This is a genomic window from Bacillus sp. YP1, assembly GCF_000877815.1.
Taxonomy (GTDB): domain Bacteria; phylum Bacillota; class Bacilli; order Bacillales; family Bacillaceae; genus Bacillus; species Bacillus subtilis.
This window is the reverse complement of the sequence record NZ_CP010014.1, coordinates 1659432-1678947: the sequence shown is the minus strand read 5'-3', so window position 1 is coordinate 1678947 and position 19516 is coordinate 1659432. Positions and strand designations below refer to the sequence as shown.

Annotated in this window: 29 protein-coding genes and 1 pseudogene; 8 read left to right on the top strand and 22 right to left on the bottom strand. The window is 40.3% G+C overall.

Going from position 1 to position 19516, the window contains the following annotated elements; all coding sequences use genetic code 11:
• Positions 1-20 precede the first annotated feature (20 nt).
• Positions 21-308 carry a HesB/YadR/YfhF family protein gene (locus tag QF06_RS08100; RefSeq protein WP_003231562.1) on the top strand — a complete coding sequence of 96 codons (288 nt, stop codon included), beginning with the start codon at positions 21-23 and terminating at the stop codon, positions 306-308.
• A 30-nt stretch (positions 309-338) separates the two neighbouring features.
• Here QF06_RS08100 and QF06_RS08095 read toward each other — a convergent pair whose 3' ends face one another.
• From QF06_RS08095 to acnA, 7 genes are all read right to left on the bottom strand, one after another.
• Positions 339-638, bottom strand: coding sequence for a hypothetical protein (locus tag QF06_RS08095; RefSeq protein ID WP_024571429.1), 300 nt, complete (start codon positions 636-638; stop codon positions 339-341).
• 15 nt (positions 639-653) lie between these two features.
• Complete coding sequence (locus QF06_RS08090) at positions 654-1070, bottom strand: YbgC/FadM family acyl-CoA thioesterase (protein ID WP_017696516.1); 417 nt, start codon at positions 1068-1070, stop codon at positions 654-656.
• An 84-nt stretch (positions 1071-1154) separates the two neighbouring features.
• Positions 1155-1406 (bottom strand): small acid-soluble spore protein Tlp, encoded by a 252-nt coding sequence (gene tlp, locus QF06_RS08085; protein WP_003231568.1) that lies wholly within the window; start codon positions 1404-1406, stop codon positions 1155-1157.
• A gap of 36 nt (positions 1407-1442) precedes the next feature.
• The gene (sspN, locus tag QF06_RS08080) at positions 1443-1589 is read right to left on the bottom strand and encodes an acid-soluble spore protein SspN (RefSeq protein WP_003231569.1); all 147 of its coding nucleotides are present in this window, start codon (positions 1587-1589) and stop codon (positions 1443-1445) included.
• A 64-nt stretch (positions 1590-1653) separates the two neighbouring features.
• Positions 1654-1779, bottom strand: a complete 126-nt coding sequence (locus QF06_RS08075; protein WP_041851057.1) for an FbpB family small basic protein — start codon at positions 1777-1779, stop codon at positions 1654-1656.
• 80 nt (positions 1780-1859) lie between these two features.
• A complete protein-coding gene (locus tag QF06_RS08070; RefSeq protein WP_041850783.1) occupies positions 1860-2372 on the bottom strand; it encodes a redoxin domain-containing protein in 513 nt (170 codons plus the stop codon).
• A 71-nt stretch (positions 2373-2443) separates the two neighbouring features.
• Entirely contained in the window at positions 2444-5173 is a 2730-nt protein-coding gene (gene acnA / locus QF06_RS08065) for an aconitate hydratase AcnA (RefSeq protein WP_021479772.1), read from the bottom strand.
• Positions 5174-5400: 227 nt separating this feature from the next.
• Here acnA and sspO point away from each other — a divergent pair, with 227 nt between their 5' ends.
• From sspO to yneK, 4 genes are all read left to right on the top strand, one after another.
• Positions 5401-5547, top strand: coding sequence for an acid-soluble spore protein SspO (gene sspO / locus QF06_RS08060; RefSeq protein ID WP_003244839.1), 147 nt, complete (start codon positions 5401-5403; stop codon positions 5545-5547).
• Between the two features lie 31 nt (positions 5548-5578).
• Positions 5579-5725, top strand: coding sequence for a small acid-soluble spore protein P (locus QF06_RS08055; protein ID WP_003221237.1), 147 nt, complete (start codon positions 5579-5581; stop codon positions 5723-5725).
• 80 nt (positions 5726-5805) lie between these two features.
• Positions 5806-6198: an outer spore coat protein CotM gene (cotM, locus tag QF06_RS08050; protein WP_072174018.1), complete on the top strand. Its 393-nt coding sequence runs from the start codon at positions 5806-5808 to the stop codon at positions 6196-6198.
• A gap of 235 nt (positions 6199-6433) precedes the next feature.
• Entirely contained in the window at positions 6434-6862 is a 429-nt protein-coding gene (yneK, locus tag QF06_RS08045) for a DynA interaction protein YneK (RefSeq protein WP_003231580.1), read from the top strand.
• Between the two features lie 30 nt (positions 6863-6892).
• Here yneK and QF06_RS08040 read toward each other — a convergent pair whose 3' ends face one another.
• The 3 genes from QF06_RS08040 to ccdA all read right to left on the bottom strand — a co-directional run bounded on the left by QF06_RS08040 (position 6893) and on the right by ccdA (position 8621).
• On the bottom strand, positions 6893-7384 hold the full coding sequence (locus QF06_RS08040; RefSeq protein WP_010886519.1) for a CcdC family protein: 492 nt from the start codon (positions 7382-7384) through the stop codon (positions 6893-6895).
• Positions 7385-7462: 78 nt separating this feature from the next.
• Positions 7463-7825 (bottom strand): response regulator, encoded by a 363-nt coding sequence (locus QF06_RS08035; protein ID WP_014476939.1) that lies wholly within the window; start codon positions 7823-7825, stop codon positions 7463-7465.
• Positions 7826-7913: 88 nt separating this feature from the next.
• Complete coding sequence (ccdA, locus tag QF06_RS08030) at positions 7914-8621, bottom strand: cytochrome c-type biogenesis protein CcdA (RefSeq protein ID WP_041850784.1); 708 nt, start codon at positions 8619-8621, stop codon at positions 7914-7916.
• A gap of 219 nt (positions 8622-8840) precedes the next feature.
• Between ccdA and ynzD the strand changes: the two genes are divergently transcribed.
• The gene (gene ynzD, locus QF06_RS08025; protein WP_010886518.1) at positions 8841-9014 is read left to right on the top strand and encodes an aspartyl-phosphate phosphatase YnzD; all 174 of its coding nucleotides are present in this window, start codon (positions 8841-8843) and stop codon (positions 9012-9014) included.
• 73 nt (positions 9015-9087) lie between these two features.
• Here ynzD and QF06_RS08020 read toward each other — a convergent pair whose 3' ends face one another.
• From QF06_RS08020 to yneA, 6 genes are all read right to left on the bottom strand, one after another.
• Positions 9088-9306, bottom strand: coding sequence for a YneF family protein (locus tag QF06_RS08020; RefSeq protein ID WP_003221221.1), 219 nt, complete (start codon positions 9304-9306; stop codon positions 9088-9090).
• A gap of 85 nt (positions 9307-9391) precedes the next feature.
• Entirely contained in the window at positions 9392-9838 is a 447-nt protein-coding gene (gene sirA, locus QF06_RS08015; protein ID WP_003231591.1) for a sporulation inhibitor of replication protein SirA, read from the bottom strand.
• Between the two features lie 152 nt (positions 9839-9990).
• Positions 9991-11994 (bottom strand): transketolase, encoded by a 2004-nt coding sequence (gene tkt, locus QF06_RS08010; RefSeq protein ID WP_003231593.1) that lies wholly within the window; start codon positions 11992-11994, stop codon positions 9991-9993.
• 168 nt (positions 11995-12162) lie between these two features.
• Positions 12163-12396 carry a DUF896 domain-containing protein gene (locus QF06_RS08005; RefSeq protein ID WP_003231595.1) on the bottom strand — a complete coding sequence of 78 codons (234 nt, stop codon included), beginning with the start codon at positions 12394-12396 and terminating at the stop codon, positions 12163-12165.
• Positions 12397-12459: 63 nt separating this feature from the next.
• Positions 12460-13113, bottom strand: coding sequence for a YneB family resolvase-like protein (locus QF06_RS08000; protein ID WP_041850785.1), 654 nt, complete (start codon positions 13111-13113; stop codon positions 12460-12462).
• 18 nt (positions 13114-13131) lie between these two features.
• Positions 13132-13449: a cell division suppressor protein YneA gene (gene yneA, locus QF06_RS07995; protein ID WP_003231598.1), complete on the bottom strand. Its 318-nt coding sequence runs from the start codon at positions 13447-13449 to the stop codon at positions 13132-13134.
• A 149-nt stretch (positions 13450-13598) separates the two neighbouring features.
• Between yneA and lexA the strand changes: the two genes are divergently transcribed.
• Positions 13599-14216 carry a transcriptional repressor LexA gene (lexA, locus tag QF06_RS07990; protein WP_003238209.1) on the top strand — a complete coding sequence of 206 codons (618 nt, stop codon included), beginning with the start codon at positions 13599-13601 and terminating at the stop codon, positions 14214-14216.
• A 370-nt stretch (positions 14217-14586) separates the two neighbouring features.
• On the opposite strand, the pseudogene QF06_RS22095 reads toward lexA, so the two are convergent.
• A pseudogene (locus QF06_RS22095) lies at positions 14587-14845 on the bottom strand (hypothetical protein).
• Entirely contained in the window at positions 14754-15188 is a 435-nt protein-coding gene (gene fosM / locus QF06_RS07985; protein ID WP_032725818.1) for a FosM family fosfomycin resistance protein, read from the bottom strand. The pseudogene QF06_RS22095 and the gene fosM overlap by 92 nt, the downstream one beginning before the upstream one ends.
• A gap of 208 nt (positions 15189-15396) precedes the next feature.
• On the opposite strand from fosM, the gene QF06_RS07980 reads away from it, so the two are divergent.
• Complete coding sequence (locus QF06_RS07980) at positions 15397-15846, top strand: YndM family protein (RefSeq protein ID WP_015483284.1); 450 nt, start codon at positions 15397-15399, stop codon at positions 15844-15846.
• Between the two features lie 26 nt (positions 15847-15872).
• On the opposite strand, the gene pghL is transcribed toward QF06_RS07980, so the two are convergent.
• From pghL to QF06_RS07960, 4 genes are all read right to left on the bottom strand, one after another.
• Positions 15873-16631 carry a gamma-polyglutamate hydrolase PghL gene (gene pghL / locus QF06_RS07975; protein WP_041850786.1) on the bottom strand — a complete coding sequence of 253 codons (759 nt, stop codon included), beginning with the start codon at positions 16629-16631 and terminating at the stop codon, positions 15873-15875.
• A gap of 223 nt (positions 16632-16854) precedes the next feature.
• Complete coding sequence (locus QF06_RS07970; RefSeq protein WP_166668700.1) at positions 16855-17169, bottom strand: hypothetical protein; 315 nt, start codon at positions 17167-17169, stop codon at positions 16855-16857.
• Positions 17170-17258: 89 nt separating this feature from the next.
• Positions 17259-18899 (bottom strand): YndJ family protein, encoded by a 1641-nt coding sequence (locus QF06_RS07965; protein ID WP_038827863.1) that lies wholly within the window; start codon positions 18897-18899, stop codon positions 17259-17261.
• Complete coding sequence (locus QF06_RS07960; protein WP_029726669.1) at positions 18896-19513, bottom strand: DUF4166 domain-containing protein; 618 nt, start codon at positions 19511-19513, stop codon at positions 18896-18898. Before QF06_RS07960 ends, QF06_RS07965 begins: the two co-directional genes overlap by 4 nt.
• Between the last annotated feature and the right edge of the window lie 3 nt (positions 19514-19516).

Below are 19516 nucleotides of genomic sequence, written 5' to 3'. Positions count from 1 at the left end.
GAACAAAGGGGTGTTCTGTTATGAATATGACAATTAACGAAGACGCATTGAACTGGTATAAAGAAGAACTCGATTTGGAAAGCGGAGACCAGGTTCGCTTTTTCGTGCGCTATGGAGGCTGCAGCAACGTTCAAAAGGGTTTTTCTCTCGGTGTAGCGAAAGATGCCCCACAAGAGGCTGGAGTCACTGCAGAAGCTGACGGCATTACCTTCTTTATTGAAGAAAGTGATTTATGGTACTTTGATAACCACGACCTTCTCGTCAGCTATTCAGAAGACGCTGATGAACCGGTTTTTGAATACCAATAAAAAAGAACGCACATCATGTGCGTTCTTTTTTTACAAATGAAATCGTATAAGATGATCGGTTAGGTTTTCTTGTTCCAAAATATATTTTTGTGTTTCACCCAGCAGATCAAAGTGAGGAAATTCACTTTTCTTATGGATCCATTCTTTTTTTAACCCGTACGCCGCTCCCCACTGAACCAGCTTATCAATGTCTGCACAGCCGGCTTTTGTCACAGTCCTTGCTTCTGGAAATCGGTCATCCAGCCAGTAATGTGTTAAAAATGCGATTTCTCCTCTTTTCACTGCTTGTTTCCACCGGTTAAGTTCCTCCCGTTTCACACCAAACGCCATATCCCGTTCACTTCCCTATTTTTTGGCCTTTTCATATGCTGTGTGCCAATCAGGAAAAGCTTTGCGGAATTGAATTGGCTTAAAGCTTTCTTTATCCACACAAATATGAGATGAGGTGGCTTTGATGGAAAGCTCACCGGCCGGATTATAAATGTGATAACCATAGACGGTTTTAAAGCCGTTATATTCCTCTATCCATGTATGTACAACCGCGGTTTCTCCGTAATGAAGCGGCTTTTTATAGGAAATGTTGATATCAACGACTGGGGACAGAACGCCTCTTTTTTCCATATCACTATATAAAAAGCCTAAGTCCTTAATTAAGGCCGTTCTGCCGACCTCCATCCACACAAGATAATTTGCGTGATAGACAATTCCCATTTGATCTGTTTCTGCATAACGCACTTCTATTTCTTTTTTTGATACATGCAAGATTACTCTGCTCCCTTAACGTCAATTTAGCCCCATTTTACCATAATCAAATCAGAAAGAAAAAAACCAGGTTTCCCTGGTTTTTTAAGAACGGTATCCGTTCTGTCTCGCTGCAGATTCGTCCTGTATTTCATTACGAAACGCTTCAATGCTCTGTTCGCGTCTTGCATTTTTTTCTTTGATACGCTGTTTATCTTCTCCTGAAGCAAACTCCATTGATGCTTCTGCTTCTTCTATATTTTCAATTGTATTTTGAACCATATCCTGCAATTTTTCCACATTGTCAGAGCGATCATCAGGATTAGGCTGCTGATATTGATTTTGGTTCTTTGTCATTCGGATGTACCTCCTAGAAATAAACTCGATTTTTCGCTACTCGCCTTTTGTCTGCATGATGATCGGCCGCTGACCTGAAGTATCATGCATTTTTTCCCCTTTATTGGCTTTATATTTTACAGGCTTTGTACCCAAGTGGCTTGGAGCATATTGAGGCTGACCGTTTTTCTTGTTGTTTCCCATGTTTATCCCTCCTCAACAGATAGGTTTCTCAAAAGGAGGGGTAAACATGAATACAAATTAAAGGTTATTTTTGCTTAAATCGCTGTTCAAGCTTTTCCTCAAGCTGATTTAAAAACTCTGTATTGGTCATCAGCTCTTTTTTGTTTTCCATGACGAGCTCATGAAAAGAACGTTTTCTCATCTTCTTCACGCTTTTCACCTCCGCATATTCTTTTATTTTTTCCAATTCTGAAAACTTGTAAGCATATCTGAGCATAAAAAAAACTGAATCTAATCAAGATCCAGTTTTTGTTCCATTTCTTTTTTTGTCATGGTGCCAACGTGTATGTCTTGGATAACACCTTTTTCATCTAAGATATATGTCGTTGGATATGACATCACGTTATAGTCAGCATTGATCCCTTTTTTATCAATCAGAATTGGGAACGTTAAATCATACGTATCAGCAAACGCTCGGACCTGTTTCTCACTTTTCTCAGCTGAAGTGAAATTTACCGCAACAACCGCAAGTTTGTCGGCGTATTCTTTTTGCAACTTTTCCATCGCAGGCATTTCCTGACGGCACGGCTTACACCAAGTTGCCCAAAAATTGAGCAGCACTTTTTTGCCTTTTGCATCCTGTAAAGAGCTTTTCTCTCCTGACAGCGTTTTCAAAGAAAAATCAGGTGCTTGTTTCCCCACTTGAATTCCGACTTCTTTTTTGCTGTATGTTTGATATAAATTCCATCCCGTATAACCGGCAAGCATGATAAGCAGGATCCCTGCGAGCCATTTTTTCAGCATATGCCACCTCCGCAGCACATTGTGTCATAAAAAGAAGAGAAAGCGAAATGCCTTCTCTTCCTATTGATTCATCAGGACTGCTTCATTTTTTCACGAAGCACCATTTGAAGGATGCCGCCATGGCGGTAGTAATCAATTTCAACTTCACTATCAAAGCGGACGACTGCTTCAAAAGTTGTTACATTGCCGTCTTCATTGATTGCTCTTACAGTCACAAGGTCACGAGGACGAACCGTTTCATCAACATCTACCTCAATGACTTCTTTACCCGTTAAGCCGAGTGTATCCGCATTTTCACCTTGTTTAAACTGAAGCGGCAGCACACCCATGAATACAAGGTTGCTTCTGTGAATTCTTTCGAAGCTCTCTGCAATGACCGTTCTGATGCCGAGAAGGTTTGTTCCTTTTGCAGCCCAGTCACGTGAAGATCCCATACCATAGTCTTTTCCTGCTAATACAACAAGACCAGTTTTATCTTCTTTGTATTTCATGCACGCATCATAGATGGATGTTACTTCACCAGTCGGCCAGTACGTTGTAAATCCGCCTTCTGTACCCGGTGCAATTTGGTTTTTGATGCGAATGTTTGCAAATGTTCCTCTCATCATGACTTCATGGTTTCCGCGGCGGGACCCGTAGGAGTTAAAGTCACGAGGAGAAACACCTTTTTCTTGCAAGTACTTTCCGGCAGGCGTATCTTTTCCGATTGCCCCCGCAGGAGAAATATGGTCAGTTGTGACTGAATCGCCGAATTTACCGACAACACGCAAACCTTTTAATGGTTCAACCTTGCCTGGCTCAACAGACATTTCTTCGAAGAATGGCGGATTTTGAATGTAAGTTGACTCGCTATCCCATTTATATAAAGCTTCATCTGTTGTTTCAATTTCGTTCCAGCGCTTGTTGTCATCAAATACTGTTTCATACTCTTTGCGGAATAGCTCTGGCGTAACAGTTTGCTTAACAAGTGCATTGATTTCGTCCATTGACGGCCAAATATCATTAAAGTATACGTTTTGACCATCCTTGCCCACACCAATTGGATCAGTTTTCAAGTTAATGTTTACCGTTCCAGCCAGCGCATATGCCACAACAAGCGGCGGTGAAGCAAGATAGTTGCCTTTAACAAGCGGGTGAATACGTCCTTCAAAGTTACGGTTTCCGGAAAGGACAGACGTAATCAGAAGATCATTTTTCGCAACCGCTTCTTCAATTTCCGGTGAAAGCGGGCCTGAGTTCCCGATACATGTTGTACAGCCGTACCCAACGAGGTTAAAGCCAAGCTCTTTCATGTATGGAAGAAGGCCTGAATTCACAAGATATCCTGTAACAACTTTAGAACCCGGTGCAAGTGACGTTTTCACGTAATTAGGCACCTTAAGCCCTAACTCAACCGCTTTTTTCGCTACCAGTCCGGCGCCGATCAGAACGTATGGGTTTGATGTATTTGTACAGCTTGTAATCGCAGCAATGGCGATCGCACCCGTTTTCATAACTGTTTCTTCACCGTTAAGGAGTTTAAACTTAATTTCTTTATTTTCTTCCTCAGCATTTAAACCGAATCCTTGGTTACCTGCAGGGCTGACTAAGTGCTTTTTAAACGTTTCCTGCATAGCAGATAGCGGGATCAAATCCTGAGGACGCTTTGGACCCGATAAGTTTGCTTCAATTTGAGACAGGTCAATTTCAACCACATCAGTAAATTGAGGGTCTTCCGCATCTGGAGTGTAGAACAAGCCATTGCTTCTGCAGTATGCTTCAACAACATCAATATGTTCAGGATCACGGCCAGTCAGGCGCAGGTAGTTAAGCGCTTCTTCATCTACTGGGAAGAATCCGCATGTAGCACCGTATTCCGGAGCCATATTCGCAATTGTTGCGCGATCTGCAAGCGGCAGTTCAGCAATTCCCGGTCCGAAGAATTCAACAAATTTACCGACAACGCCTTTTTCACGCAGCACTTGTGTTACTTTTAACGCCAAGTCAGTAGCTGTTGTTCCGTTTGGAAGCTTGCCGACAAGTTTCGCGCCGATTACCTCTGGAACTGGGAAGTAAGAAGGCTGTCCAAGCATTCCCGCTTCAGCTTCAATTCCACCGACACCCCAGCCGAGAACACCGATACCGTTAATCATTGTTGTGTGTGAGTCTGTTCCGACAAGCGTATCAGGATACGTTACAAGCTCGCCGTCTTCTTCAATGGCATGGACAACACTTGCCAAGAACTCAAGGTTGACCTGGTGCACAATACCTGTTGCAGGCGGCACTGCCTGATAATTGTTAAACGCTTTCTTTGCCCAGCTTAAAAATTTGTAGCGCTCTGCATTTCTTTCGAATTCCAAGTCCATATTTACTGCTAATGCATCTTCTGTACCAGCTTTATCTACCTGTACAGAGTGGTCGATAACGAGATCAACAGGAATTTCAGGGTTGATTTTATCAGGATCTCCGCCGACAGCTGCCATTGCTTTACGCAGTGAAGCCAGATCTACTACTGCCGGAACCCCTGTGAAGTCTTGTAAAATAACACGAGACGGTTTGAACGGAACGTCGATATCCTTTAATTCGGCAGTTCCCCATTTTGCCAAATTTTCCACGTGTTCTTTTTTGATAACGAAGCCATCAACTTGACGCAATACTGATTCTAAAAGAACTTTGATGGAATAAGGAAGCTTCGAAACCTTTCCTATACCTGAATCTTCTAACGCTTTTAAAGAGTAGTAATGATATGTTTTCCCATTTGTAGTAAACGTTTTTCTCGCTTGGAAAACGTCTTTTGCTGCAGTTTTTTGCTCGTTTGCCATTCTCCAAAATCCCCCTTCAGATCAGATCATTCTCAGATGAACATTACATTCCATCACAATTTTCTCACAATTTCATATTAAAACAAAATCATACATAAGTAAATATCAATGTTTTTATTAAATACAATAAGTTCGACTTATGAGAAAAATGTACCGGTAATTTTTACTGTTTACGCTCTCTCATATAACACAATAAAAGGAGCCATATTATGATTGAGGTGATAATGATGGTCAAAAGAAAAGCGAATCACGTCATTAACGGAATGAATGACGCAAAAAGCCAAGGCAAAGGCGCCGGCTATATTGAAAACGACCAGCTTGTACTGACTGAAGCAGAACGCCAAAATAACAAAAAAAGAAAAACCAATCAATAACACCGAACTCTTTTAAGGAGGTTCTCATTTTATGACCAATAAGAATACAAGTAAAGATATGCATAAAAACGCCCCCAAAGGACACAATCCCGGCCAACCTGAGCCTCTAAGCGGAAGCAAAAAAGTAAAGAACCGAAACCATACAAGACAAAAGCACAACTCAAGCCATGATATGTAAGAAAAGCAGACCTTAGTGTCTGTTTTTTTATGCGTTCACCCATTTATAATCCACCGCATATGATGTTAAGCAAGGTTGATATGTGGAGGAATGCTTCCATGGACCATTCAAAACGCAACGATGCAAATGATTTCGATAGTATGGATGAATGGCTTCGGCAATTTTTTGAAGACCCCTTCGCCTGGTACGACGAAACATTGCCTATTGATTTATATGAAACTAGTCAGCAGTATATTATAGAAGCGGATCTGACTTTTTTACAGCCTACACAAGTAACAGTTACCCTTTCTGGATGCGAGTTCATCTTAACTGTCAAATCGTCAGGACAGACTTTTGAAAAACAAATGATGCTTCCTTTTTATTTTAATGACAAAACAATTCAAGCCGAATGCGAAAATCAAATACTCACAGTCGCCGTCAATAAAGAAACAGAAGATGGCTCTTCTTTTTCTCTTCAATTTCCTCTCAGCTAAACATAAAAAGTCACTTTCATCCCCTATTATGAAAGTGACTTTTTTTTTCCGTCCATTTATCGTCAAATACCCTCTAGTGACTCTCCCATGGCCAAATAGCAGATTCACTATACAATAGAATATGATCTACTATCTCTTTTGACTAGACGTCTATCACTTTTTTCTATTCTTTTTTTACTGTGTTCTTCTAATCTCTCTTCGTATACAATATGGTTAGAATAAGGGGGAATGCTTGATGCTGGAAGGATGGTTTTTATGGTTTATTCTGTTTTGGGTGATCATGATGGTAGTCTTATTATCAATCGGCGGTTTTTTCATGTTTCGAAAGTTTTTAAAGCGCTTACCAAAAGAGGACGGCAGATCAGAGCTTGATTGGCAGGATTACTATATTGAAAACAGCAGACATTTATGGAACGATGAAAACAAACAGTTTCTAGATGAATTGACTGCGCCGGTGCCAGAACTGTTCAGAGATGCAGCAAAAGCCAAAATCGCAGGCAAAATCGGTGAGCTTGCATTAAAAGAAAAGGTAGCAAAGATTGATCAGCAACTTATGATCAAAGGCTATATTCTCGCAACTCCTAAAAGAGACCATACCTTCTTAAAAAGGCATCTGCGGGACAAAAAAATCGATTTGGAACCTTATCAGACCCTTCTCAAATAAAAAACCTTTCCTGACAAGAGGAAAGGTTTTTTAATTCATTTGAATATTAGATGACTGCAGCTCGTTATGAAGTTTTCGATATGATAAATACATGGCGATTCTCCAAGGCACAATCATACCGAAAGCCAGAATCCAAAACATTCCGCTCAGTGCACCATAATCGATTGATGTGCTCAAGATGGATTTCATCACGATTCTGATCACCAAAAGACCGACTAATATAAAAACAAATGCTTTAGAGCGTTTCATGTAAATTTCATTATTTTTAATTTCGAACTTAGAAGTTTTGATTAGAAAAATAGAGAAAATCACACCTAAAGTGAATGCTTCCAAAAACTCTGCACCAGTTACCCAAAATACCGGAAATAAAAACATTAACGCTCCCGTACTCATAAAAATCGGCGGAAGAATGATTTTTTTTGGTGAAACAGGCTTGTCAGAGGACTTTATTCTGACCACCATCACAGCTACAGCCATTAACACAGCAATAATCGATGAAACTATAATCATCATACTTATCATTCCTTTGTTTCTCGGAGTGTTGATACTATATACTATACTCCAAAACAATAAAAAAAACCATTTTGAAAAGAAATGACTTTAATGTCCCATAACGCGGCTTACAGCTTCCAGCACTTTTGTTTCCTCAAACGGCTTAACAATAAAATCCTTTGCCCCCAGCTCAATTGCTTCCGTTACAATTCTTTGCTGGCGCATGGCGGTGCACATGATGACCTTCGCTTTAGGATCAAAGGTTAAGATATCACGAAGCGCTTTTATGCCGTTTTTCACCGGCATTGTAATATCCATTGTCACAAGGTCCGGTCGCAGTTTTTTATACAGGTCCGCTGCTTGTTCACCGTCCGCCGCTTCGCCTGCGATTATGTAATTTGCATCTTCCAAGATCTCTCTGATTTTCACTCTCATGAACTTGGCGTCGTCTACAACTAAAACTCTTGTCATATTCCCCTCCAACAATCGATTTCCACAGATAATAGTCTTATTGTACCAAAAACAAAAGGATTAGTAGTAGTACGAAAGTAATTTACCGTCAAAAACCAGTAAAGCCTCCAAAAAGATCTGACAGCAAAATAATGATCAAACTCATCCAATTAAAGAATAACAGCACACCAATCACAATCATCAAAACGCCGCCAGCTTTCATAATGAAAAGCTGGTTCTTCCTTATCCACTTCAGCTTTGTGATAAAAAAAGACAATAAAAGAAACGGTACCGCAAAACCGAGTACATATAATATCATGTATGGCACCGCTGAACCCGGATTGGTGCCTGCAAGTGTGATAACAGCACCTAATATCGGACCGGTACATGGTGTCCATCCAGCTGCAAATGCCATTCCGATTAAGACCGACCCTAAAAACCCGCTTGGTTTATGCTTAAAATGGATTCTCCGCTCTTTCATCATAGCCTCAGGCCGAAACACACCGAGTGTAATGAAACCGAACAAAATAATAAGCAACGCGCCAATTTGCCGAATCGCATCGTGATAATCCCTAAACAGGCTGCCAATAAAAGATGTTCCATAGCCTAAAGCAATAAAAATGACTGAAAAGCCAAGCAAAAAACACAAAGTATGAAACAGGCTTCTTTTCTGCAGCAGCAGCTTTTCTGTTTTTACATCGTCCATGCTGACCCCTGTAATATATGACAAAAAAGCTGGGTAAAGCGGCAGGCAGCAAGGCGAAATAAAGGATAAAAACCCCGCACCGAATGTCAAAACATAATTCACGTCTCCCATGTCATCATCCCTTCATGATTTGACATTCCTTCAAGTTATGACAAAATCATTTCATTTTTTTAACACTTTCACTTGAAGGATTTCTATTTTCAGAAAAAACTTATATAATTTAATTTGACATTGAGACATTATACTCCTTCTCATTTGAAAATTAGTATAAATATGGATATAATATAAACATTCACTTTGAAGATCTAATGTATGAAAGGATACATCCCTGTGATTAGAGAGCATCTATTAAAAGAAATTGAAAAAAAAAGAGCAGAGCTGCTGCAAATTGTCATGGCGAACGGAATGACATCTCATATTACGATAGAGCTCAGTCAGGAGCTTGACCATCTTCTCATACAATATCAAAAGCAGCGCCTTCGAGCAGTAGCGGGTGATGAATGATTGCAAAATAAAAAACCCGTATAAGGGTTTTTTATTTTATAACCATGTTTCTCTATATCATAATCTTTACGTATTATTTCGTTTGATTATTCATGGCTTTCATCATTTGATTGATTTTCTTCTGAGAAGGTTTCATTCCCATTTGCATCATCATCATGCGTAACATTTGTTCATTAATAGGCGGATTCTTTTTCAGGTAGCTCATCATATATTTACGAGCAATAAAAAACCCGAGTGCAACACCTATGAGCAATGCAACAACGCCCACTAGGATGCCAACCCATAAAGTCATTTTATTTCCTCCTTCATGTTGTCTAGTTTAAAGTGTACTAAACCAAAAGCTATTATACAACATTTACATCTCTTTTTCTTCGGTTTTAGACAAAATTTCTTTCTTTCACCGGATTTAGCCATCCGTAACGCTTCGAATTGAAATCCATTGCTAAAAAGCAAGGGCTTACTTTTCTTAACACTTCAAAGAATATTGTTTCTGCCTCGTAATCTCCCGAAGCCACAATTTCTATCATGTGCTCCTTCATCATAAACGTCGCGTGGCCTTTTGCTTTCGGCAAAGCTATTCTATAAATATAATCCAGCTGCCTGTAATCCGTCTTGTTTAAATTCATTTTTAACCGCTGATGCATATGTAAAATCGGGATTGGTTGTGTAATATATTGAATCTGTTTCTCTGTCATTTCATACTGCTGCTTTTCAAGGCTTGTCCAATGATAGTCTTGAAACAGCTCAAACATAACCGATTCCCGGCCGAAATAGTGATTGGCAAATTCCTCTTTGATCAGGTACGTATAGTAGTGACGTTCCATCTTTTCATCCCCTTTTCCAGCAGCATTTCATTTGCTCTCTATTATACAAAAGAAGAAAAGAAAGAATTGTCTATTACTGTTAAACAGCCAATACTATTTTTGTCGGATAAACAAGAAAAAGAGGATGATTTGACTCATCCTCTTTCAAAAGCTTACTTATTGATTAATGCCTTAACTCGATTCACTACGTTCGGAACTGAGAAGCCGTATTCGTTAATGATGGTTTCACCAGGAGCAGATGCACCGAATCGGTCTATGCCGAGAACGTCACCTTCAAGCCCCGTGTATTTGCCCCATCCAAATGATGAGCCCATTTCAATTGCAAGACGTTTTTTCACATCTGCAGGAAGGACTTCGTTTTTGTATTCATCAGATTGTTTCTCAAAACGGTCCATTGAAGGCATGCTGACAACAGAAACATCGATATTTTCTTTTGCCAATTCAGCCTGCGCTTCAATTGCAAGACCTACCTCTGATCCGGAAGCGATGAGAAGAGCGTCAGGTGTTTCGTTTTTAGATTTAGAAACGACATATGCACCTTTTTCTACTCCTGCCAATGCTTCTTCAGATGTTTGATCGATGGTAGGAAGGTTTTGACGTGTAAGCACTAGCGCTGTTGGGTGGTCAGTGCTTTGCACTGCAAGCTTCCATGCTGCTGCTGTCTCATTGCCGTCTGCTGGACGGATCAAAGAAAGGTTAGGCATTGCACGGAGTGAAGCAAGCTGTTCAACAGGCTCGTGCGTCGGACCGTCTTCACCAACCGCAATACTGTCATGTGTGAAGACATATGTCACAGGAAGGCCCATTAACGCTGCAAGACGAATCGCAGGACGCAGGTAATCAGAGAAGACAAAGAAAGTTCCGCCGAATACACGAAGACCGCCATGAAGCGCCATACCGTTTAAGGCTGCACCCATCGCAAATTCACGTACACCAAACCAGAAGTTTTTGCCTGAGTAATCAACCGCTGTAAAATCACCGGCATTTTTAATAGTCGTTTTGTTCGATCCCGCTAGGTCAGCAGAACCTCCGACAAAGAAAGGAATTTTTTTCGCAAGTCCGTTGAGAACTTCACCGGAAGATGCACGGGATGCCAGGCTGCTTCCTTTTTCATACACAGGAACCTCTTGATCCCAGTCCTTCGGAAGCTCTCCTTTGATTGCCAGTTCAAGCTGTTCAGCAAGTTCAGGATAAACTTCTTTATATTTAGCGAATTGAGCATTCCATTCTTGTTCTTTTTTCTCACCTGATTCTTTAACAGCTGCAGCGAAATGCTCATAAACTTCTGACGGAACGTAGAAGTCTTCTTCATATGTCCACGCATAAGCTTCTTTTGTTAATTTGCTTTCCTCTTTACCAAGCGGCGCACCGTGAACACCGGATGTACCGGCACGGTTAGGTGAACCGAATCCGATTGTCGTTTTCACTTCAATTAATGTAGGTTTCTTTTCATTTTGGCGTGCTTTTTCGATAGCCGCTGTTAATTCTTCAATATTGTTTCCATCCTCAACATAAAGAACTTCCCAATTCATTGCTTCAAAACGCTGTTTCACGTTTTCAGAGAATGAACGGTCGAGGTCTCCATCAAGAGAGATGTCATTAGAATCGTATAGTACGATCAGACGGCCAAGCTGAAGATGGCCTGCGAGTGAAGCGGCTTCAGAAGAAATACCTTCCATTAAATCACCATCACCGCAAATACTGTATGTATAATGATCGACTACGTTAAATGAATCGCGGTTGTATGTTTCCGCTAAATGGCGTTCAGCAATTGCCATACCGACTGCCATGGCAATTCCTTGGCCAAGCGGACCTGTTGTAGCATCAACACCGGCAGTATGTCCGAATTCCGGATGTCCTGGTGTTTTGCTGCCCCACTGGCGGAATCCCTTAAGATCTTCAATACTAAGATCAAACCCGCTTAAATGAAGCATGCTGTATAATAGTGCTGACCCGTGTCCAGCAGATAAAACAAAACGGTCACGGTTAAACCAGCCAGGGTTTGCCGGACTTACGTTCATAAATTTTGTCCACAGCGTGTATGCCATTGGAGCGGCTCCCATCGGCATCCCTGGGTGACCAGAATTTGCTTTTTCAATAGCGTCTATTGACAGTGTGCGAATGGTAGCAACTGATTTCTTTTCAATTGTATCCATAAAAATCCCCTTCCTTATGTGTTGTACCCTTACATCATAAATGTCTGACGACTTTTTCTCAACTGTTTCAGCTTAAATTTGAGAGAAACTTGTTGAATTTTGTCACATAAGAGTTTTGATTATAGTATATGCAAAAGAGGAATACGATATTGCCGTATTCCTCTTATATTAGTGAAGTTTGTTATTTCTTTGTTCTCTTTTTAGCTTTTCTGGTGTAACATCATTGCCTTCTGGGTCAATGATTTTCACACTTTTTAACGTGTTCTTCATAGAAGAACGAAAACCTTTCAAGTACTCTTGACGGAGCTTTTGCTGTTCGGCTTTTTCTTCTTCTGTAATAACGCCAGCTTTAGCTTTGGCAGCAAGTTCATTAATTCTGGCAATTTTCGCGTTTGAAATCATGTTAAACTCCTTTATTGCATTTTGTCTATATAGTACTAGATCAAAAAAAGTTTTACAACTGATTCACTCTGCTGTCTCTTCATTCTCTATGTATTCCTGAAAACGCCGGTGAACGGTTGCTTTAGAGACATCATAGCCAAACCCTCTTAGGGTAGCCGCGATTTCAGCAAACGTCAGTTTATTCGCTCTCAGGCGGACGATCTCTGAGATTGGCACCTCTATTTTTTCTTTTCCACTGTTCCCATGTTGGTTTTTTAAGTTTTTTTGCGGTTTAAAACCGTTTTTTACTGCACGTTTCATTCCCCGTCTGATTTTCATGTTGTGAATCTTTCGCTGATACTCTTCCACAATGCTGACGATTTCCAAGACCATTGAGTCAGCCTCCGATAACTCCAGTTCACCTCTATGAGCCGTTGTATAGACTTTCACACCTTCTCTATAAATACAATGAAGCAGTGCGATTTTTGCGTTTCCCCGTCCGAGCCTAGTCTCATCCTGAACCAAAATGACATCAATTCCAGCGTTCTTAATCACATCAAGCAGCTCAAATACACCATCCCGATCCATTTCATATCCGCTGGCTTTTTCTGAAATCACTTTGACCACTTCCATGCCGTTCTCCGCTGCAATGGCCGTAAGCTCCTCCTCCTGCCGCTTTAATGACGTTTCCTGCTGTTCTTTATTTGTGCTTACACGGGCATAAATGAGTGCTTTCATTTTATCTCTCTTTCCTCTCTATCTTACAGTTGCTAATTCATATGCATCCTGATGCTTCTTTTTCAATGGGATCACTAACTCATCACCCGGCTGGATATCAGAGGTTTGAAGTTGATTTTTATCAGCTACCCATTCAATAAAATCATTTTTGTTTATCTTTTTTGTATCGGCTACCTGATCAGCAATTGACCAGAGTGTGTCGCCTTGCTGGACTTCTATTTTAACATACTGATTAAGCTCTTGGCCGCTGCTTGTATATGACAGCATAAGGATAACCGCGCTCAAAATCACTGTGAACAGACCGACAAAAATAATAGATTCTTTACTCATGATCATAACCTCCAACAGGAATGTTTGTTCGCATTTTTATAATTTCAGTATATACGAACAAACGTTTCTGTCAATTGTTTTTTCGAACCTATGTTTGTACTGTAAGGAAAATCATGCTATAATCTTCTTAAAATCGACGTTTTGAGGTGCGAAAAATGACGAAGCTATCAAAAAGGCAACTTGATATCCTCCGTTTTATTAAAGCAGAGGTTAAATCAAAAGGATATCCGCCTTCCGTGAGAGAGATCGGAGAGGCTGTCGGGCTTGCGTCCAGCTCTACTGTCCACGGCCATTTGGCCCGCTTGGAAACAAAAGGGCTGATCAGACGGGATCCGACAAAACCAAGAGCAATAGAAATTCTTGATGAAGAAGTAGACATTCCGCAAAGCCAGGTCGTTAATGTACCGGTCATCGGGAAAGTCACGGCGGGATCTCCTATTACAGCAGTAGAAAATATTGAAGAATATTTTCCGCTCCCTGACCGCATGGTTCCTCCAGACGAGCATGTATTTATGCTGGAGATTATGGGAGACAGTATGATAGATGCTGGTATTCTCGATAAGGACTATGTCATCGTTAAACAGCAAAACACAGCGAACAATGGGGAAATTGTAGTTGCGATGACAGAAGATGATGAAGCAACTGTAAAACGATTCTATAAAGAGGATACACACATTCGCTTGCAGCCTGAGAACCCAACGATGGAACCTATCATTTTGCAGAATGTCAGCATTCTAGGGAAAGTGATTGGCGTGTTCAGAACCGTCCATTAATCTATTGATCTATCAGATGCATGAAATAACCCCCTTTTCCTTTACGGAGAGGGGGTTTGTTGTTCAAAAAAAGCAGGCTCGCCCTGACTTTTGGGTGCGAGCCTGAATAGGAGGAAAAAGAACATCATGTTTACACCATAATTATCCACCAAACAATTGTTGAAGTCAAGAAATTTTCTTTCCTTCAGGAAACTTTTATTCAAAATATGAACGTTTAGAATATTAGACGCTATCTTCTTAAAAACGTTTCATTTTTAGGTCGTGGAAGGATGCGGTTTTATATTTATTAAAGGGCGAGGCAATTGATATAACTGAAAATTTAGTACATAGTTTAGGTAGTTCAACACTCTGTTAAAACAGCTCGCTTTCTTCATATAAAATGTAATATGTATTTCAAATTCTCCTTCACCGAATCACTTGTGCAGTTCAAAAGATATGGCATCGTTGAACTAATCGGGTAGAAACCTTCCCCAAACATAAAGTCTCCACCAACACCCTTCTTTAAATTTAACCTTATATGAAATATGGTGTGTGATATCAAAAGGCCGTTTCATCATAAAAGTGCATATGGGTTTTTTCTTGTTTGTAATATCGAAGCCTGTCTTGAAGTGTTCCGGTATGAAATTCAAATTTGTGGCCGTCAGGGTCGGTAAAATAAATTGATTTTCGATCGCGTTCATCTCGTTCTCTGCCAGGCAGAATATTGACATGAAGTCTTTTTAATTTAGCTGATACCTCCTCAAATTCATGATCTTCAATTGTAAAAGCAATATGGGTATAAGAAAGCTTAATGTCATTTCTCGGGATGTCTGGTTCTTCATTAAGCGCTAGCCAGATGCCGTTCATGTCAAAATATGCAGTTGTTCTTCCCTTTACCAAAAGCTTTGCATCAAACACTTTTTGATAAAAATCAATCGATGTATCCAAATGCGAAACTGAAAATAACAAGTGATTGATTCCTTTTATCTCCACAAATCATTCCCCCCTTGAAAGCTGATCATCCACATATACGTCTTTTTTCATAAGAAAGTTTCATACTGCTGAAAAAAAATACCAGTGTAAACAAAAACGGACTGTTTAAAATAGTAACATGACCATTATGAATGGTTTTGAATTGCATTATTTATCATTTGTTTACGCCCAAGAATTTTCTTCAAAAAATAACAATTTAGGTGGTCAAATGAAACATATCATTGCGCTTGCTTCAAAGATTGCTTTCACTCTCGCCCTTTTATATGTGATTTTGGACAGAGTCTATCACGCATCCTTTTTAAGTGTGATGTTTATTGCACTTTTCTTAGGTTTTGTTTCCTATCTTTCTGGTGACATGCTCGTCTTACCCAGAACAAACAATATTACAGCTTCATTGGCTGACTTTGGCCTTTCATTCGTTATTCTTTGGGTATTTGTTTTAACCCAAACAAGAAACGATTTCTCACCATTTGGAGCAGCTCTCCTTTCCGCTGCCTGTCTTACTGTTTTTGAATACTTTTTTCATCGGTATTTACTGAAAAATGTGCTTGATGAAAATTTCCGAAATGAACTGTCAGCGAGAGATAACACCTTACAGTATCAAACGGAAGCCGCGGACGAGCTGTTTCCCGAAACGAATGAGAAGCATAAGGAATAGGAGGCTGTCTTATCGCCTCCTATTTTTCAGTAGCTATTTTTGAGAAAACGGAACATCACTTCTGTAAACTCATAAAACCTCTCATTTTGAGTAACAGCTCTGCTTTTTAAAGAAAAGATGCCGAACAAAGACTTTCGAAACCCTGTGCTCATTTCTATCTGAATACTTAAACCTGTTTTTGATTTATTTGCAATGTTATTCGGACTAACGCCCGCATGCGGATGGTCCGTATTGAGCAATACAGCAGGAAAACCGGCATGCTGCAATTTCTCAACTAAATCTGCCGCTCTTACGCGATCTGTACCGCCGACTTCGATCTGCTGATCTTCTTCTGCGTACCCGTGTAATGAAATGACATATTCATGATTTCCCGTCATTTTAAGGGCCCGAGGTTCATCAAAGTGCGTGCTCGTAATGTGCAGGACTGAGTTTCCTGCCGATTTTAAGCCTTCAAATAAATACATCGAGTACTCTTTGCTGAGCTCTCTCGCTACTTCACTTGTCCCGCCTTCAATACCTCCTCCGTGAATAGCTAAAACAAGAACAGGGCTTCCGGTTTCTTTCGTAACAATGTCGTAATCAGAAGGATCTTCATTGTTTTTTAATTCCTCAAAATTCTGATATACATCTTCAGCATAAATTGAAGAAATCGGAGCAAATACCATAAAAATAAACAATAATTTTACAATTTTAATAGTTGATGGAAAACGTTTGGCTATGTTACAATCAACATGCTTCAAGGAATGGAGCAAACGGCGGAGCAGGGATACTTTGGCCGGTTTCATCTACTCCGCCTCTAAGTCCAAATCAACAGGATGTAGGTCTCTTTGAGGCTTTAGCACGAATTCTCTTGTCCTCCTTGTTAAATTTTTGTTAAATTCACAATATTATATACCATTAGCCCGGGCGCTGTTCTTCTCATTTTTGAATTTATGAAAAGTAAGCTGGCACCACCTCCCCCATTTCCATACAAAACAAAAATGCACCTGCCCTTTGGCCTGTGCATTTTTATTTTCTCTTCATTCTTCGTTTTTTTGCTTGATTTAATTTCATGATGTTTTTTTCAATTTTTCTTATGTTTCGCCTTTGCGGGATTGTTTTCATTTCATAATAAACAGAAATAAACCCGCTTAATGTCACTGCTGCAATATAAAGGGCGCGCTGTTTGATCATCCGGTCAGCGTGTCCATGATCATTCGCTTCTTTTTCCAGCCTTTCGATCACAGTTTTATCAAACAGCTGATCGACATACACTTGTTTCATTCCCACTGCAAACCCCGCAGCCAGCCAAAGAATCAGAAATAAACTGATATAAAACACCATAAACCCTTCCTTTCCTGTCTTCATGCGGCGCAGAATTTTTTTAAAACAGTTCATCTATTACAACTGGCAGACGAAACTTCTTCTTTGTGTTAGGTTCTTTCAATAGGCTGGTTAATATGTGTAATGCTGTAATGAACAGTTAGAAATTTTATTCCGAACAGCCACATATGATGAACAGCGGTTAATTTGTTGTCATATGCAGCTTCTATCAGAAAGGTTTCAGATAAAGGAAGCGGACAAGTTCCCGCTCTTGTTTGCAGATAAATTCCCTCATCCCCCGCTCTGCCTTTTCTCCGCCTGCTTGTTAAAACCAGCTTCTCCTGATGATGATATGGTTTTAAAATACCTGTCATGCTGCTGAATGGAAGCGGTAAAGAAATATTCATATACCCCTCTCCATTTGAACGATACACTGAATAAAGAGCGGTAAAAATGGTTTCGTTTTTTTCATTTGTTCTAATCCAGGCACGTACTCTTTCCCTTCCGTCTTTTTTAGAATGAACACCTTTTATCTTGCTGTACATCCTATACCAATCAGGGTTCGTCGAAAGATGTATTTGGCCGATTCTTCTGCTGAACCATTCGTAAACAATTGCAAGCGGCCGAAACCACGTGCTCCATGTTACTTTTGCTTTAATATTGTATTCGATGGTGTGTTCATAAAACGAAAGAATGAGCGGCGCCAGTTTTTCTGGTGAAAAATCTTTTGAACGCAGGCTGCCCATATCATCCACAAGTCCGCTGTACCGAGCGTTATTTTCAGCTTGAATGCTAGCTAAAAATTCTTCTCCAATCTTTCTTTTTCCGTAGATACGGCTGAATGTCTTTACACTGTCTGCATCAAAAGACTTCGGATCCTCTATTCTCCACCCTATGAGAGCGGGCAAGATAACACCAAACGCGTTGACAAAACCGTGAATCCAAATCATCTGATTGATGGTCAATGTAACTTCTTGCCGAAATACACCAAATGAATAAATCATCGAGAAAGCAATCGTTATCATTAAAACAGCGGAAGAAACCCAAATAAGAAATGTCCCCGTCTTGGTGCGAAAAGCTGCCGTGAACACCAAAAATGCATGAAGATAAATCGCCGCCATATAAATGCTAACCGCAATGACATCAAGTGTTTTTGAATATGTGATGCCCAGTGCGATAAGAAGGGGCGAAAGCAAAATCACCCATGTTATCCAACTATACAACATCCGATGTTTTCTAATGGTTCTGCCGAGTAAGCCGTTGAAGATCGGGATCAGAAAAGCAGAATAGTGAAAGTGGACAGCAGTCAGCAAAATGATGAGAGGGCCAAATTGCATGATCTGCAAATGGGCAGCATAAGCAAAAAACCAAAATCCTCCTCCCGCCAAATAAATAAGACCGAACAAAACTGATGTCTCTTCGATTCTATGTATCTTTGTTTCCCAAAGGCGGAGGATCGCATACAATGCAATAAAAACTGTGTACATCCACCAGATTAGCGCGAAACCTCCAACCTCCGTCACTAGAGCCAGCACCGCAAAGAATGCGGCTACCGGATAGCACTGGATTAGCCCATATTCCATAAACTGAGCAGCACGAACCGGCGATTGACGAAAAACAAAAGGGAAAATTCCAGGCACGAAAAATAGAATGGATAACAAAACGAGTGCCTCTGCCACTGAAATATCCGGTGCTTCCGCTGCAAGAAATCCTATAAAACAAAGCGCACTGACTATGCCATTTCGTTTCATGATTCTCTCTCTTCCTCCTGAAACGTTCCTTTATAAAAGAAAAGAGTGCCAAGAATTGTATTTTGCACATGCACTTCAATGGTGAAACAATTCTTTTTTTCATCAAACGTTTCGCAAACTACGGATGTACCGGTCAGCCATTTCGGCAACGGGATTCTTTTTCCAAATATCAATAGCCATTGCTTTCCCGATGTGATTGTAAGAGAGCCGTCAAGAGATGCCTCGAACGTCAAAACAGACAACAGCAGATGAGGTTTGCCGAAGAAATCAAGTATTCTATTTTCTTTCTCGTCATATATCATTATCGCGTCAAAGAAACGTTTTTTGCCTTTAAAGAAAAATGTACGATTCCATTCTATCCCTGTATGTTGTGATTTCAAAAGACAAGTTCTATTTTGTATTGTAAATGGAATGTCTTTGCCTCTTTCTGAAAAGAAGCATCTGAAAAAAACACCCAGCTTTAACAGCATTCTAACCAGAAAAGAGCCTCCGCTTATTTCTGACATCGTTCCCGTCCCGCTGAATGTATGAGACCCGTCTAATTGGTACCGTTTCTGCAGCTTGGGATGCAGCAAATGATAGTTAATAATTGATTTTTCATAAATCGAACTCACAAT